Here is a 14,705-nt window from a genome sequence, read left to right as displayed (position 1 = left end):
CCGCCACGTCCTGTTCTGACCCGCGCCCGCCGGGCAGACGTTGCACCAGACCTGTCCGACGCGACCGCGGGAGCCGGCACGGCGTCAGTGGCCTGTGGGCAGGCGTACGCCGCCGGACGCGAGGACGACCGATGCGGCGCTGGCGCCGAAGACCGACGCGGTCCGGACCCCGCGGGCCGGGACCCGTGCCCGGAGGCGGCATCCCGCCGCGGCGGCGCCTCGCACACCGCGGCCGCCCGCGGCTCAGGCGACCTCGAAGCAGGCGACCTCGGAGCAGGGCCGCCACAGATATCGAACATGCGTTCACAGTAGCTCGGAACGGAAGAAAGGCAAGCACCTCTGAATGCGGCCCACGTCCGCCTGAAAACGCCGAAGTAGGCAGTCGCGCTGCACCCCCCGAGAAAGACGGAGGGTGCAGCCAGGTAGGGGCCCCAAATGATAGGTGCGCTTTTGCCGAGATTCTCACGTTCATTTCGGCGACAGGAGATGACGGCGGTCGTTGGGCATCGCGACTTTCATCGAGATTGCAACGGGGCGGTGGTGGCGGGCAGCTGACCAGCGAGATTGTCAGCCCGATCGTGTCTTTGCGAGATGGCCAGGAGCTCCAGGGATAGTGGCGTGGCCGAAGCTGAGCCGACCTGCTTCGGCACCACCGGCCGGGTGGGACCGCCACGCTCCCGATCCCACCCGGCCGCCCGGGCAGTACTCGTGTTTCGCCGGCCGTGCCAGTCAGCGGGCCCGGGGCAGGTGGCGAGTGTGGGTGAAGGTGCCCTTGCCGAAGGCGAGGATCTTCGTCGGCCTGACCGCGAAGACGAGCGCTAGGCCGCCGCGCTGCTGGTGGAAGCCGTCGTCGGCGACGTCGAACCGCCAGCTGCCGTTCCACTTGGTTCGCCAGGCGGCGGCGAGCCGCGTGAGGGCCGCCCGGTCGGTGACGCGGACCGCCTCGCCCTCGACCATCACGTCGACTCCCCGGTCCCAGGTGTCGCGGCCGGTGGTCAGCACGACGTTGGGGTTCGTGGCAAGGTTGATCGCCTTCTGCTCTGTCGGGCCGGTGCTGAAGTGGAGTGCTCCGTCGAGCCACACCGCGACCAGTGGCGTGACGTGCGGTCGTCCGTCGGCCCGTACGGTCGATATCCAGGTGATCTGGGCCGTCTCGAGCACCTCACGGGCCGTGGCCCAGGTGGTGGGCTGGGCGTCGGGATCGCTGAACCGCTCGTCGAGCTGGGTCACCAGGTCATCCATCGTCGCTCCCATCGTCCGTCGCTCCCATCGTCAGCCGTTGGTCTGCCCGCGCGAGCCGGCGGAGCCGGGAAACGCGTCGGCCACGATGCGGTCGATCTCGGCCGCGGCGGACAGGTCCGGGCTGAACTGGTTCCGCATGACCGCCACGGCGACGCCCGAGTCGATGTCGGCGTACGCCGCCGAACCGTTCGAGCCGACCATGCCGAAGGCCGATCCGGGCCGCGAGGCGACGCCGCCTGGACGGTAGGGGCTGAACCCGAACGCCCAGGTGGCGGGCATCCCCATCACCTCGTCCGGCCCGTCATGGCTGAGCGCGGCCATGGCCGCGAGGCGCGTCGGCGACACCAGGGCGCCGCCGCCCGCGCCGCCGTCCGCCACGCCGCCGAGCAGAGCCGCGTAGACGCGTGCCGCCCCCCGGGCGGTCATGGTGCCGCTGGAGACGATGTCGGCGGTGAGGACGTCGCGGCGGTTGGCGAGGTCCGCGTCGGGGCGGATGCCTGGCGGGACCGCCCGGTCGGCAGGCGAGCCGGTCTCCGGAGGCTCCGGCGGTGGTCCGGTCGGTCGGTGCTGGTGCGCGACTCGGCCGAGCAGGGGCTCGGGGACGCCGAAGTGCACGTCGTCCTCGATCCCGAGGGGGATCGTGACCGCCTCACGCAGCCACCACGACAGCGGTCGGCCCGAGGCACGGCGGACGGTCTCGCCGAGCAGGAAGCCGAAGGTCTGGGCGTGGTAGCCGAACCGCGTGCCGGGCACCCACCACGGCTCGGAGCCGGCCAGCGCCGCGCACATGTGGTCCCAGTCGCACAGCTGCTCGACGGTCGTGTCGTATGGCGGCGCCGGCACGCCCGCCGTGTGCAGCAGCACGTGCCGCAGCGTCGTGTGCTGCTTGCCGTGGGCGCCGAACTCGGGCCAGACGTCGGCGATCCGCAGGTCGTCGGTGAGCACGCCCCGCTCGACGAGTACGTGCGCTGTCGCCGCGGCCACCCCCTTGGCGGTGGAGGCCGCGTAGAACAGCGTGTCGGGCAGGACCGGATGCCGCCGGCCGGCGTCGCGCGCGCCGGCCACCGCGTCGACGACCAGGTGGCCATGCCGCACGACGGCCACCTGCAGCCCCACCTCCGCGCCGTCCCGCACCATCCGGTCGATCGCGGCCTGCACGCGTGTCTGGATGTCGTTCGCGCTCATGCGCTCGCCCATACCCGTTGGACCGTCGCGGCCCGCGTGACTCATCGGTCGGGCCAGTCGTCGGCGAGGGGAGTGGGATCGGGAGCGGGCGGGGTGGAGCCGCGCTACTGGGGGGTCAGGTCGTCGCGGCGGGCGCGCAGGATCGAGTCATGAGTGGCCGCATGTCCCCCGGGAACCCCGGCGAAAGGACGGGTCTCGGCCGTTTCGATGGTCCAGCCGGGGCCCAGGGAGGCGGCGACGTCTCCGGCGGTCCAGGCGACCTCGGCCGGGTGGGGGTCAGGAACCGTGGCCCGCGGGCCGTCGGCCCCGCCGTGGGCCTCGTGCGCCGGTCCGTCGTGGTCGTGCCCATGCTCGTGGCCGTGTCCATGGGTCTGGCTTTGCCCGTGCGCGCCGTTCCCATTGCCGTGGCCGTGGCCGTGGCCGTGCCCGCTGCCGTGACCGTTCTCATTGCCGTCACCATGCTCGTCGCGGCGGGCGTGTGCGTGGCCGTCGCTGTCGCCGGGCGCGTGGCCGACGAGGAGGAGGGTGCCGCCGGGGGCGACGGCGGCGGCGAGGTGGGCGAACAGCGTGCGCCGCTGCGCCGGCGGCAGGCACAGGTAGTGGGCGGTGACCAGGTCGAAGGTGCCGGGGGCCGGCTCAACGGCGAGGTCCGCGTGGACCCAGGTGATGTCGTGGCCGAGCCGGGTCGCGCGGGCCTCGGCGCGTTCCAGGGCTTCCTTCGACAGGTCGACGGCGGTGACCTTCCAGCCGCCGGCGGCGAGCCAGCAGGCGTCCGCGCCCGTGCCGGCGCCGGCGTCGAGTGCCGTGCCGGGCGGCAGGTCGACGACCGTCGCGGCCAGCGTCGGGCTCGGGTCGTCGCTGTCGGGGTGCGCGGGCCCGCGCGCCCGGTGCCGGTCGCTCCAGGCCTGCTCGCTGAAGACCCGCTGGTAGCGGTGCGCCTCGACGGCTCGGCGGGTGTCCTCGGCGATGAGGTCGGCGTTGAGCGCGGCGGCGGTCATGACGCCCGAGGCGGCCGACGAGATGACCTGTGCCTGGACGTCGGCGACGTTGCCCACCACCCACACCCCGGCGACCGAGGTGGCGCCGGTCGGGCCGGCCTCGATCCGGTCGCCGATGACCAGTTCGCCCATCCGCGCCTCGACCGGCCGCAGACCCAGCGGCGCGAGCAGTCCGGCGCGCGCCGCGAGTCGCGACGCGACCGTCACCGCCTGGCGTGGGACGACCTCGCCGGAGCGCAGGCGGACGCCGACGAGCCGGTCGTCGGCCACCTCGAGCCCGGCGACCTCGCCGTCGACGACGGCGATGCCGCGGGCGGCCAGCTGCTCGGCCTGCTCCTCGGTGAGGTCGGGCGCGGTGTGGCGGAACAGGACCACGTCCGGGCTCCACTGCCGCCACATCAGCGCCTGGTGGACCGCGAGCTCGCTGGTCGCGAGCACGCCGACCGCCTGGTCGCGGACCTCCCAGCCGTGGCAGTACGGGCAGTGCAGCACGTCGCGGCCCCACCGGTCGGCGACACCGGGCACGTCGGGCTGCTCGTCGACGAGGCCCGTCGCGACGAGCAGCCGGCGGGCCCGTACCGTCCGGCCGTCCGCGAGCGTGACCCGGAAACGCGGCCCGACTCCGTCGCCCACGTCGTCGCCGACGCCCTGGGCGTCGTCGAGGCGCTCGGCGGCGGTGACCGTCCCGGTGACGACCTCGCCGCCGTAGCCGGCGACCTCGACGCGGCCGATGGCGAGCAGCTCGGCCGGTGGGGTGCCCTCACGGCCCAGGTAGTTGTGCACGCCGCCGGCGCGAGCGTTGCGCGGCTCGCCCGCGTCGACGACCAGCACCGCGCGCCGCGCCCGCGACAGGGTGAGCGCCGCGGAGAGCCCCGCCGGGCCACCACCCACGACGAGGACGTCGTACGCCCGCTCCTCGGCTGTCACGGCGTCGACCGACGGGTCGTGTCCGGTCTCGATCGTCATGTGCTCCTCCTCGGATCCGCGGCGACGCGGGCGGGCCGGCGTCGCCGGCCGGCGCCGTCGTCGACGCCCTCGGCGCGGACGTCGCGCGTCCGCGGTCGGACTGTGCGGCACCGACGGGGGTTTTGACAAACAACCTTGCCGGGATGGCAAACTCCTGGCATGGCGGACTGCGGGGCACAGGACACGGGGACGGGGAGGGCCGACGCGCCGGGGATGCCGGCCTTCCCGGACGCGTGGGCGCCCGACGACGAGGAGATGGATCTCGACGGGATGCTCGCGGCCGTGGGCCCGCGGCTGCGAGCGTTGCGCCAGGAGCGCGACCTGACGCTGCCGAGGCTGTCGAAGGCCACCGGGATTTCGGTCAGCACGCTGTCGCGGCTGGAGTCCGGCCAGCGCCGGCTGACCCTGGAGCTGCTGCTCCCGCTGGCCCGGGCCTACCGGGTCCCGCTCGACGAGCTGGTCGGCCACCCGCAGACCGCCGACCCGCGCGTCCACCCACGCCCGTTCGTGCGGAACGGGATGACGGTCATCCCGCTGTCCCGCCGGCCCGGCGGGCTACAGGCATTCAAAATGATCATCCCGGCCCGCTGGCCGCCGTACGAGCCGGAGCAGAAGGTCCACGAGGGCTACGACTGGCTCTACGTCCTGTCCGGGCGGCTGCGCCTGCAGCTCGGCGAGCACGATCTCGTCCTCGCCGCCGGCGAGGTGGCGGAGTTCGACACCCGCGTCCCGCACGCCTTCAGCAATCCGACCCCTCACCCCGCCGAGATCCTCAGCCTCGTCGGTCCCCAGGGCGAACGCGTCCACATCCGTGCCCGCTCGGCCGCACGCCCGACGCGCGACGCCTGAGCACGGCACCCGGCCAGACGCCCCGGCTGATGATTACCCGGGGATGTCGGAGGCGGCGGGGAGGCGGCAGGTGAGGGTGAGGATGCCGCCCGCTCGGCGGGTGGGGCCATCGGGGAAGACCGAGCGGAAGAGGGCCAGGGCGGGCGTGTTCTCGGCAAGGACCTCGGCGGTCAGGTGGGTGAGACCGAGCTCGCCGGCGCGCTGGCCGATCGTCGTCAGCAGGAGGCGGCCGATGCCCTGGCGGTGCAGCGCGTCGGCGACCTCGATGGCGACCTCCGCCTCGCGCGGCCCGGTGCGGGCCAGCCGGACGATCCCCGCCGTGCGGGGGCCTTCCGGCGTGCAGACCACGGCCACGAGCGCCAGCCGGTCACGGCCGTCGACGTCGAGAAGGGTCGCGCGGAAACGGCTGGACAGCTGGTGCAGCGGAGCGTGGAAGCGCAGGTAGCGGCTGCGTGGTGACAGGCCGGCGAACACCTCGTCGAGCGCCGCGCCGTCCCGCGGCGTCAGCTCGCGGACCAGCGGGACGGCCCGCCGGATGGCGCGGCGCGAACACGGCGCGGCGGCTCGCCGGCGGGTCTCGCCACGCTGACGGGGTACACCGCCGACCTGGCCGGCGCGGGCCTGCGCCTGGGTACGGTCTGGCGAGCAGAGGGAAACCGTCATGGCCCCAGTCCAGCCCTGGCAACCCGGAGCATCCGTTCATCGTCGCCTCCCGGACGCCTCCCTGGCGCGTCGCGAGGTCGACAGCCGCCCGCGGGAATATCCGGGAGCGGCGTGACAGCCGCTCCCACCGCGTCTAGGACGTGGGGGTGCCGACGCGGGGGCCGGGGCGGAACGTGATGGGGAGGGTGTGCGGGGAGCGGGTGAGGGTGTTGTGGAAGTGGATGTCCGCGCCGTCGGCCAGCCTGATGTCGCCGAGCCGGCTGGTGAGCTCCTCGAGGGCGATCCGCAGGTTCAGGCGGGCGACGTTGGAGCCCAGGCAGCGGTGCGGGCCGGCGCCGAAGGCGACGTGCCGGTTCGGCGAGCGGCCCGGGTCGAACGCGTCGGCGTCGGGGAACTCGGCGGTGTCATGGTTCGCCGACGCCCAGTACAGCAGGACCTTGTCGCCCGCGTGGATCTGCCGGCCGCCGAGCTCGACGTCGCGGGTGGCGGTGCGGGCGATGGCGATGAACGGCGAGTCGAGGCGCAGCAGCTCCTCGACGGCGGTCGGGATGCGTTCCGGGTGCGCGCGCAGCAGCGCGGGGATCTCCGGCTGGCGGGTGAAGCGCAGCATCATCAGCCCCAGGGCGCCGGCCGTCGTCTCCAGGCCGCCGAGGACGAGCAGCTGGACGATGCCGACGGCCTCCGCCTCGGTGAGCGGCCGGCCCTCGTACTCGGCCGCGAGCACGGCGTCGACCACGTCGCCGCGTGGCGCCGCTCCGCGCCGCTCGGCCAGCAGGTTGGTGATCCAGGCCGACAGGCCAGCCCAGGACTCCTGGGCCCGTGGATGGTTGGGCACCGAGGACGCCGACGCCAGCTCGGCGACCTTCGCGATCTCGTCCCGCGGGGCGTGCAGCGCGAAGTCGAAGAACGACGTGCTCGGGAAAGGGCGGGCGAAGTCGTCCATGAACTCGCACGCGCCGCGCTCGACGAAGTCGTCGATCAGCCGGGTGACCAGCGCGCGGGCCGGCGTCTCCCAGTGCGCGATCGCCTTTGGCGTCAGATGCGCGTTGACGAGCCTCTTGTAGACCCGCTGCTCGGGCGGGTCCACCTCGACCGGGATGTTACGTACCGTGCCGCGGTACGGCGGGATGTTCAGCCCCTCTTCCGAGGTGAAGGTCTCCCAGTCCTGGGCGACCCGCAGCACGTCCTCGTACTTCGTCACGACCCAGAAGCCGCCGTGCGCCTCGCTGTGGGCGACGGGGCAGAGCGATCGCATCCGCGCGAGTGTCTCCGGCAGGACCGGGGCTAACGCGGGGGAGACGTGGTTGAACTCCCGCAGGCACCATTCGTCGGGCATCGGCCCGCCGGCCGCCGCCGGGCCGTCCGGTGTCACCGAGGACGTTGGCTGCATTGTTCCTCCAGGACAGGAACGTTCGGAAACCCAGGAAAGCGGACGGGGCCGGGCCGCGGCCCGAAAAGCACGGGGCGCGGCGTGCGGTGTTGTCAGTCGGTCTTGATCCAGACGGATTTCACGTTGAGATAGGAGTCGAGCGCGTGCTCGCCCATCTCGCGGCCGTAGCCGCTCATCTTGTTGTAACTGCCGAACGGCACGGCCGGGTCCATGTCGAGTTGTAACCGCCGAATGGCACGGCCGGGTCCATGTCGAGCATGGTGTTGACCCACACGGTGCCGACCCGCCCCCGCCCCTGCCGCGGCCTCAGGCCCAGCCGCGGCAGGTGAGCGGCGCGGGCCGCGCCGCTCACCTGCCGCCGCGCGTCATGCCTCACGCGGTGACCTCGGTGACCTCGGTGAGGAGCTCGTAGATGTAGGTGACGGGCGGCGGGTTCATCCCCAGCGCGTCGCTCACCTTGCCCCTGTCGGGGCGGGTGCGCATCGCCCGCAGCGCCGCGTCGAGGTCGTCCGCCTCGATCTCGTAGATGGCGAGGTAGCGGGGCGTGCCCTCGGCGGCCCGGACGTGGCCCCCCTCCCGTAGCCGGAAACGGCGAGCGGCGACGAATCCCGGGATGGTGAGGAGGTCGGGGAGGTGGTCCTCGTCGTACCACCTGTTGAACTCGTCCTCGACCTCCGGGCTCGCCGGGCTCGCCTGGACGAGCATGATCCCCTTAGCCATCCCGCTCTCCCTCTTCCCTTCGTGCCTGCCGCTCCGCCGCCACGCCCCGGGCTAAGCGCCGGGGATGAGCGACGGCGGGAGACCGATGCTGCGCTTTTCCAGGAAGCTTTCCAACCCCTCCGGGCCCAGCTCCCGGCCGATGCCCGACTGCTTGAAGCCGCCGAACGGCACCATCGGGAAGGGCGGGTAGCTGCCGTTGACCGCGACGCTGCCGGTGCGCAGCCGGCGTGCGACGCCGAGCGCCCGCGCCGCGTCGCCGCTCCAGACCCCGCCGGACAGGCCGTAGTCCGAGTCGCCCGCGATCCGGACCGCGTCGTCGGCGCCGTCCGAGTCCTCGTAGGGAATGAAGCACAGGACCGGGCCGAAGATCTCCTCGCGGGCGATCCGCATCTCGTTGTGGACGTCGCCGAGGATCGTCGGCGCGACGTACCAGCCCTTCGGCAGGTGCGCGGGCCGCTTGCCGCCGGCGACGACGCGGACGCCATCGGCGACGGCGCCGGCGATGAGGCCCTCGACGCGGGTGCGCTGGCGCTCGGCGACCAGCGGGCCGACGATGACCGCCGGGTCGTGCGGGTCGCCGACCGGCTCCGCGTCGGCCGCCGCGCCCGCGATGGCGAGCGCCTCCTCGTAGCGGGACCGGGGCACCAGCACCCGGGTGTGCGCGCCGCAGACCTGGCCGGACAGGTGCATGCCGCCGTGGACGACGGCCGGGATGACCGTGGCGAGGTCGGCGTCGTCGAGCAGGATCGAGGCGGACTTGCCGCCGAGCTCCAGCGACACCCGTTTGATCTGTTCACCGCACAGGCTCATGATCCGCTTGCCCGCGGCGGTCGAGCCGGTGAAGGCGATCTTGTCGGTGCCGGGGTGGGTGACGAGGTGCTCGCCGACCTCCCGGCCGCCGGGCACGAGGTTGACCAGGCCGGCGGGGACGCCGGCCGCCTCGAGCGCCTCGACGAAGACGTAGGCAGACAGCGGCGATTCGGGCGCGGGCTTGAGCACCACCGGGCACCCGGCGGCGAGCGCCGGCGCGGTCTTCCAGGCGGCCAGCGTGATCGGGGCGTTCCACGGGACGATCGCGCCGACGACGCCGACCGGCTCGGAGGTCACCAGGCCGGCCCGGGGGCCGGCGGTGACGACGCGCTCGAACTCGTAGGACCGGATCAGCTCGGCGTAGTAGTCGAAGACGACGGCGACCAGGCCCGTCTGCGCGGCCTTCGACTGGCTCGCCGCGCAGCCCATCTCGTCGGTGGTGATGCGGGCGATGTCGTCCTCGCGCTTGCGCAGCTCGGCGGCGGCGCGGCTGAGCACCTCGGCGCGCTCGGCCGGGCTGGTGCGGGCCCAGGAGCCCTCGTCGGCCGCGGCCCGGGCCGCGGCGACGGCACGGTCGATGTCCGCGGTCGTGGCCAGGGGGACCGCGCCCGCCGGCTCCTCCGTGGACGGTGAGATCACCTCGAGCACCTCGGTGCTCGACGGCTCCACCCAGGCGCCGTCGATGTAGAACGTGCGCCGGTACATCAGCGGGTCGCTCACGCCGCCTCCCAGGGGTCGTTCGGCCGAACGTAACACTACAGAGCGAGCACTCGCTAGCTTGCGTCACAAGGGGTGACGGGCCGACTATGGCCCGCTAGCGGCCGGGTGGCGGCTCACCTGAGCCTCTTTCCGATCTGCTAACTATGTGAGGGCTCACTTGCGACCGTGTGTGATCGCGGTTACACTACACTCCGCGATCTCCGGCGTGAGGCGTGCCCGTCGTGGCCGGCCCTCGCCGCCCGTCGCCCGTCGGGGCTGGCGCGAGCCACCCCTCCCCGCCGAAACGTGCCTGACCCTCCCACCGGGGCGGGGGCGCAGCCGAGAGGAAAGCCCGTTGTCGCAGCTGTGGCAGTTCGCCCTGATCGGCTTAGCCGGCGGCGGCGCGTATGCGCTCGTCGCGCTCGGCGTGGTCGCGGTCTACCGGGGCTCGGGAATCCTGAACTTCGCCCAGGGTGCCATCGGCATGGTGGGCAGCTACATCTTCTGGGACCTGCACGCCGGCGGGGCGGGCGGCGGTGGGCTCTACTCGGGAACCAGCAGTAGCGGGGGCGCGCACGCGTCGTTACCCGTCGCCCCGGCCATGGCCATCGGGGTGGCGTCCGGCGCCGTGCTGGGCCTGCTGTTCTACCTCGTCGTGGTGCGGTTGCTGCGCAACAGCCCCGACATGGCCAAGGTGGTCGCCACCCTCGGGCTGATGCTGCTGCTGCAGAGCGTGGTCGTGAAGCGTTACGGCACCGAGTCCCACCTTCTTCCGCCGCTGTTCGGGCACGGCAAGATCACCATCTTCAGTGGTGTGATCACGAACGACACGCTCGCCATCCTGATCGTCACGCTCGCGCTCGCGCTCGGCCTGTGGCTGATGTTCGGCAAGACCAAGCTGGGGATGAACGCCACCGCCCTGCGGGAGAACCCCGTCGCCGCCAGCGCCATCGGGATCTCGCCGCACCCGACCGGCCTGATCACCTGGGGCGTCGGCGGGGCGGTCGCCGCCTTCGCCGGCATCCTGCTCATCCCGGTCATCGGCCTCACCCCGGACGCGCTCACCCTGCTGGTCATCCCGGCCATGGCCGCGGCCCTCGTCGGCCGGTTCAACGCCGTGTGGATCACCGTCGTCGTCGGGCTCGCCCTCGGCGTCGCCGAGTCGGTGATGCGCCGCTACGACGTCAACCTCGGCATCGTCTCCTCGCTGCCGTTCGCGGTGATCATCGTCTCCGTCATCCTCGGCGGCGCGGCGCTGCCGGGCCGGGGCGAGGCGCTGACCGGCCGGCTGCCACGAGCCGGAACGGGCCGGTTCAAGCCGGTGACCGCGCTCGTCTGGGTGGTGGCCGCGGTCGCCATCCCGCTGTTCGCCTCGCCATCCTGGTCGGCGGCGACCATCAACAGCACCCTGTTCGGCCTGCTCGCCCTGTCGATCGTCGTCGTCACCGGCTATGCCGGGCAGATCAGCGTGGCCTGCGCCGCGCTCGCCGGCTTCGCCGCGTTCATCGCCGCCCGGATGAGCAACGACCTACACCTGCCGTTCCTGCTCTGCGTGCTGCTCGGGACCGTCGCCGCCGTCGTGCTCGGCGTGGTCTTCGGTGCCCCGGCGGTGCGGGTGCGCGGGGTCAACCTGGCGATCGTCACGCTCGGGCTCTCGCTCGCGGTCGAGAACCTGGTGCTCACCCAGCCGTCGATGACGGGCGGGCTCGACGGCCTGACGGTGCACGACCCGTCACTGTTCGGCCTGAACATCAGCCCGTCCGCGCACCCGAACCGGTTCGCGCTCGTGTGCCTCGCCGCCTTCGTGCTCGCCTCGGTCGCGGTGCTCAACCTGCGCCGCGGTGAGGCCGGGCGGCGCTTCCTCGCGGTGCGGGCGAACGAGCGGGGAGCGGCGTCCGTCGGCGTGTCGGTGCCCGGCGCGAAGCTCGGCGCGTTCGCCATCTCGGCGGGGATCGCCGGGCTTGCCGGGGCGCTGTCGGCGTTCCAGTTCCGGATCGCGGACTTCACCAGTTACGGGGTGTTCCGGTCGATCTCGGCACTGGCGTTCACCGTCGTCGGCGGCGTCGGATACGTCGCCGGGGCGGTCTTCTCGGCGTCCGCGGCCGCGGGCGGCGTGGTAGCCAACGCCGTGTCGGACTGGCTGTCCGTCGGCTCCATCGACGCGTGGCTGCCGATCGCGACGGGTCTGGTCGTCCTCGACGCCATGGTCCGCTCGCCCAGCGGCATCATCCCGGCGCAGGCCGCGATCAAGGACGGCCTGGTCCGCCTCGTCGTCCGGCTCACCCGCCGCCCAGCCGAGCCCGCGGAGCCGGCCGCGGCAGGCGCTACCGCCACGGCCGACGGGATCGGGGCGACAGGCGAGACCGGCTCCGCGGCGGCCGATGAGGCCGCGGTGAGTGGCGGCGCGGCGGCCAACGGCGGCGCGGCGCGGCGGCCATTGGCGTTCCAGCCGAGCTGCCCGGTCCCGGCGGGGGGGACCGTGCTCGTCGCGCGCGACATCGAGGTGCGCTACGGCAACACGGTCGCCGTCGGCGGGGTGTCGTTCGAGCTGACCGCCGGACGGGTCGTGGGTGTGATCGGGCCGAACGGCGCCGGCAAGACCAGCCTCATCGACGCCCTCACCGGCTTCGCCAGGACCGCCGGTGGCACCGTCGAGCTGCTCGGCCGCGACGTCACCGCGCTGCGTGCTCCCGCCCGCGCCCGCCTCGGCCTCGGGCGGACGTTCCAGAACCTGGAGCTGTTCGACGACCTGAGCGTCCGGGAGAACATCCTCACCGCGCTCGACGGCCGCGGCGCGCTCGCCTACATCCGCGACCTGGCCTACCCGCGCCGCGGCAGCCTGTCCGACACCGCCTCGGCCGCGGTGACGATGCTCGGCCTCGACGACGTGCTCGACACCGTCGTCGCCGACCTGCCACAGGGCCGGCGCCGGATGGTGGCGATCGCCCGGCTGGTCGCCCAGCGCCCGGCCGCGGTGCTGCTCGACGAGCCGGCGGCCGGCCTGGGCGGCGCCGAGCGGCGCACCGCGAGCGCGCTGTTCCGCCGGCTCGCGGCCGAGTCAGGCGCGGCGGTGCTGCTGGTCGAGCACAACATCGACGTGGTCGCCTCGACCTGCGACCACGTGGTGGTGCTCGACTTCGGCAGGGTCATCGCCTCCGGCCGGCCCGACGAGGTGCTGCGCGACCCGGCGGTGCGCGCCGCCTACCTCGGCCAGCTGAGCTCCGAGGCCGCCGAGGCCGCCGCGCCCGAACCGGTCGCGGCCGAAGGCGTCTGACCCCAGCGGGGGCCGGTCTGCCGGCCCCCGCTGGGCGCGTCGTGGTTACCGGCGGCGGCGGGTGGGCTCGATGGTGGGGAAGAAGCCCTTGACGGTGCTCTGGGTGACGAGGCTGATCGCGCGGTCGCGGTTGAAGAGGTCGTTGTGCCGGCTCTCCAGGGCGAGCACCAGGGCGATGCCCATGACGGCGCGGGCGGAGATGTCCGGGGACTCGAACTCGAAGCCGTAGCGGTCCTCGACCTCGCGCCAGGCCTCGGCCAGCCGGTCCATGGCGACGGTGAAGTGCTTGCGGTAGAAGCGCCGCGCCACCTTCGGGTCGCCGAAGAGCACCAGGCCCAGCAGCGGCAGGATCTCCTCGAGCGTGGCGATGAGCTGGCGGTACAGGCCGTTGAGGGTTTCCAGCTGCCGCTCGGGCGTCAGCGGCTCGTTGAGATCGACGACCTCGGAGGCGGCCACCAACTCGTCGATCGCCTGGCGCAGTGGCTCGAAGACGGCCTCGTAGAAGAGCTGGTCCTTGCTCTCGAAATGGCGGTAGATCACGCCTTCGCTGATGCCACCACGTTCGGCGATCTGCTTGATAGTGGTGCCATTCATGTCGCCGGTCTCGACGAACGCCTGGCGGGCAGCCTTCAGAATGGAGCTCTTGCGCGCCTCGGCGGTCAGCCGCCGCGGCCGCGGCCTGACCTCGGGCTCCGCCCCGGCAGTCGGAGCCGGGCCGGACTCCGAGACAGTCTGCTCCGCCGTCGAGTCGGCCATCGGTCCTCCCGGTACGGCGCCGCAGCGCCAGGTGAATGAACGTACGCTATCTTACCCGGTCCGATCATGGTGCTCGTGTTATTGGTGCTGTGAGATCGTGTCCCTGATCTCGACGTCGACGTCGGCGACTTGACGCGCGGGTGGCGGCGATCTTAAGTTCAATAGAAAATGAATGCTTACTTACTCCATGATCGCAGGTCGCGGCGTCCGGCGGGAGCGATGCCATGGACGACGAGCCGACACAGTCCGGAGGAACGGTGCCAGAGACAACGCCGCTCGGAGAGACGCTGCCGGGAGAGGGTTTCCGGCTCGACGGCAGGGTGGCGGTGGTGACGGGCGCGTCCTCGGGGCTCGGCGCCGCCGTCGCGAGGGCGCTCGCGGCCGCCGGCGCGCGGGTCGCGATCGTCGCCCGACGGGCGGACCGGCTGGCGGCGCTCGCCAAGGAGATCGACGGGCTCGCCGTCGGCGCCGACCTGCTCGACCCGGCCCAGGTCGACACCGTCGTCCCGCGGGTGGCCGCCGAGCTCGGCGGCCCGGAGATCCTCGTCAACGCGGCGGGCAACATCTTCTCCCGCGACCGGGCGGAGGACGAGTCGGCGGACTCCATCCTGAGCACGCTGGGGCTCAACCTGGTCGCGCCGTTCCGGCTGAGCCAGGCCGCATTCCCGCACATGAAGGCGGCGGGGCGCGGCGCGATCGTGCACGTGTCGTCGGTCAGCGGCATCGTCGGCATCCCGAGCATCCCGCAGGCGTCCTACGCGGCGAGCAAAGCCGGGCTCTCCGGCCTCACGGTGGAGCTCGCGGTGCAGTGGGCGCGGCACCGGATCCGGGTGAACACCGTCGCCCCCGGCTTCTTCCGCAGCGAGATCACCGACGACCTTTACGACACCGAGCGTGGTCAGAACTGGCTGCGGCGCAACACTCCGCTGCCGGACGACGCGAGCCCCGAGGACATCGTCGGCGCGGTGCTGTGGCTGGTCAGCGACGCTGCCCGCTATGTCACCGGCCAGACGATCGCCGTCGACGGCGGCTGGACCGCGCGCTAAGGAGCTCACGCCGGAGCGGCAACGGCCGCGAGTGGGGCGAGTTCGGCTTCCACGAGTACCTGGAGACCAAGGGCATCCTCGGCTACAACCCCGCTGGGGCCGCCTGA

The 14,705-nt window shown here is 73.0% G+C and carries 11 protein-coding genes; 3 read left to right on the top strand and 8 right to left on the bottom strand.

What is annotated here, in order from left to right; translation table 11 throughout:
* Positions 1 to 729: 729 nt before the first annotated feature.
* The 3 genes from QOZ89_RS17755 to QOZ89_RS17745 form a co-directional block, all read right to left on the bottom strand.
* On the bottom strand, positions 730 to 1,242 hold the full coding sequence (locus QOZ89_RS17755) for a pyridoxamine 5'-phosphate oxidase family protein (RefSeq protein ID WP_071050903.1): 513 nt from the start codon (positions 1,240 to 1,242) through the stop codon (positions 730 to 732).
* Between the two features lie 30 nt (positions 1,243 to 1,272).
* Positions 1,273 to 2,427: a serine hydrolase domain-containing protein gene (locus QOZ89_RS17750; RefSeq protein WP_312624262.1), complete on the bottom strand. Its 1,155-nt coding sequence runs from the start codon at positions 2,425 to 2,427 to the stop codon at positions 1,273 to 1,275.
* Between the two features lie 104 nt (positions 2,428 to 2,531).
* Positions 2,532 to 4,391 (bottom strand): bifunctional NAD(P)/FAD-dependent oxidoreductase/class I SAM-dependent methyltransferase, encoded by a 1,860-nt coding sequence (locus tag QOZ89_RS17745; RefSeq protein WP_312624261.1) that lies wholly within the window; start codon positions 4,389 to 4,391, stop codon positions 2,532 to 2,534.
* 213 nt (positions 4,392 to 4,604) lie between these two features.
* Here QOZ89_RS17745 and QOZ89_RS17740 point away from each other — a divergent pair, with 213 nt between their 5' ends.
* Positions 4,605 to 5,240 (top strand): helix-turn-helix domain-containing protein, encoded by a 636-nt coding sequence (locus QOZ89_RS17740; protein WP_071050901.1) that lies wholly within the window; start codon positions 4,605 to 4,607, stop codon positions 5,238 to 5,240.
* 33 nt (positions 5,241 to 5,273) lie between these two features.
* Here the strand turns inward: QOZ89_RS17740 and QOZ89_RS17735 are convergent, their stop codons facing one another.
* The 4 genes from QOZ89_RS17735 to QOZ89_RS17720 form a co-directional block, all read right to left on the bottom strand.
* The gene (locus QOZ89_RS17735) at positions 5,274 to 5,903 is read right to left on the bottom strand and encodes a GNAT family N-acetyltransferase (RefSeq protein ID WP_312624260.1); all 630 of its coding nucleotides are present in this window, start codon (positions 5,901 to 5,903) and stop codon (positions 5,274 to 5,276) included.
* Positions 5,904 to 6,036: 133 nt separating this feature from the next.
* A complete protein-coding gene (locus QOZ89_RS17730) occupies positions 6,037 to 7,293 on the bottom strand; it encodes a cytochrome P450 (protein ID WP_071050900.1) in 1,257 nt (418 codons plus the stop codon).
* Between the two features lie 372 nt (positions 7,294 to 7,665).
* Positions 7,666 to 8,013, bottom strand: coding sequence for a DUF4286 family protein (locus tag QOZ89_RS17725; protein ID WP_071050899.1), 348 nt, complete (start codon positions 8,011 to 8,013; stop codon positions 7,666 to 7,668).
* Positions 8,014 to 8,064: 51 nt separating this feature from the next.
* Complete coding sequence (locus QOZ89_RS17720) at positions 8,065 to 9,543, bottom strand: aldehyde dehydrogenase (protein ID WP_312624259.1); 1,479 nt, start codon at positions 9,541 to 9,543, stop codon at positions 8,065 to 8,067.
* 334 nt (positions 9,544 to 9,877) lie between these two features.
* Between QOZ89_RS17720 and QOZ89_RS17715 the strand changes: the two genes are divergently transcribed.
* Positions 9,878 to 12,796 (top strand): ABC transporter permease subunit, encoded by a 2,919-nt coding sequence (locus QOZ89_RS17715; protein WP_312624258.1) that lies wholly within the window; start codon positions 9,878 to 9,880, stop codon positions 12,794 to 12,796.
* A 45-nt stretch (positions 12,797 to 12,841) separates the two neighbouring features.
* On the opposite strand, the gene QOZ89_RS17710 is transcribed toward QOZ89_RS17715, so the two are convergent.
* On the bottom strand, positions 12,842 to 13,552 hold the full coding sequence (locus tag QOZ89_RS17710; RefSeq protein ID WP_071050896.1) for a TetR/AcrR family transcriptional regulator: 711 nt from the start codon (positions 13,550 to 13,552) through the stop codon (positions 12,842 to 12,844).
* 257 nt (positions 13,553 to 13,809) lie between these two features.
* On the opposite strand from QOZ89_RS17710, the gene QOZ89_RS17705 reads away from it, so the two are divergent.
* Positions 13,810 to 14,598, top strand: a complete 789-nt coding sequence (locus QOZ89_RS17705) for an SDR family NAD(P)-dependent oxidoreductase (RefSeq protein ID WP_241841975.1) — start codon at positions 13,810 to 13,812, stop codon at positions 14,596 to 14,598.
* Positions 14,599 to 14,705 lie beyond the last annotated feature (107 nt).

The organism is Pseudofrankia coriaricola (assembly GCF_032027725.1).
Lineage (GTDB): Bacteria > Actinomycetota > Actinomycetes > Frankiales > Frankiaceae > Pseudofrankia.
This window is presented reverse-complemented; position numbering and strand designations above follow the sequence as displayed.

Bases quoted from the DNA above. Each gene is read 5' to 3' on its own strand.
- QOZ89_RS17750 (WP_312624262.1), bottom strand. From the start codon at position 2,427: ATGAGCGCGAACGACATCCAGACACGCGTGCAGGCCGCGATCGACCGG.
- QOZ89_RS17710 (WP_071050896.1), bottom strand. From the start codon at position 13,552: ATGGCCGACTCGACGGCGGAGCAGACTGTCTCGGAGTCCGGCCCGGCT.
- QOZ89_RS17740 (WP_071050901.1), top strand. From the start codon at position 4,605: ATGCCGGCCTTCCCGGACGCGTGGGCGCCCGACGACGAGGAGATGGAT.
- QOZ89_RS17730 (WP_071050900.1), bottom strand. From the start codon at position 7,293: ATGCAGCCAACGTCCTCGGTGACACCGGACGGCCCGGCGGCGGCCGGC.
- QOZ89_RS17745 (WP_312624261.1), bottom strand. From the start codon at position 4,391: ATGACGATCGAGACCGGACACGACCCGTCGGTCGACGCCGTGACAGCC.
- QOZ89_RS17735 (WP_312624260.1), bottom strand. From the start codon at position 5,903: ATGACGGTTTCCCTCTGCTCGCCAGACCGTACCCAGGCGCAGGCCCGC.
- QOZ89_RS17755 (WP_071050903.1), bottom strand. From the start codon at position 1,242: ATGGATGACCTGGTGACCCAGCTCGACGAGCGGTTCAGCGATCCCGAC.
- QOZ89_RS17725 (WP_071050899.1), bottom strand. From the start codon at position 8,013: ATGGCTAAGGGGATCATGCTCGTCCAGGCGAGCCCGGCGAGCCCGGAG.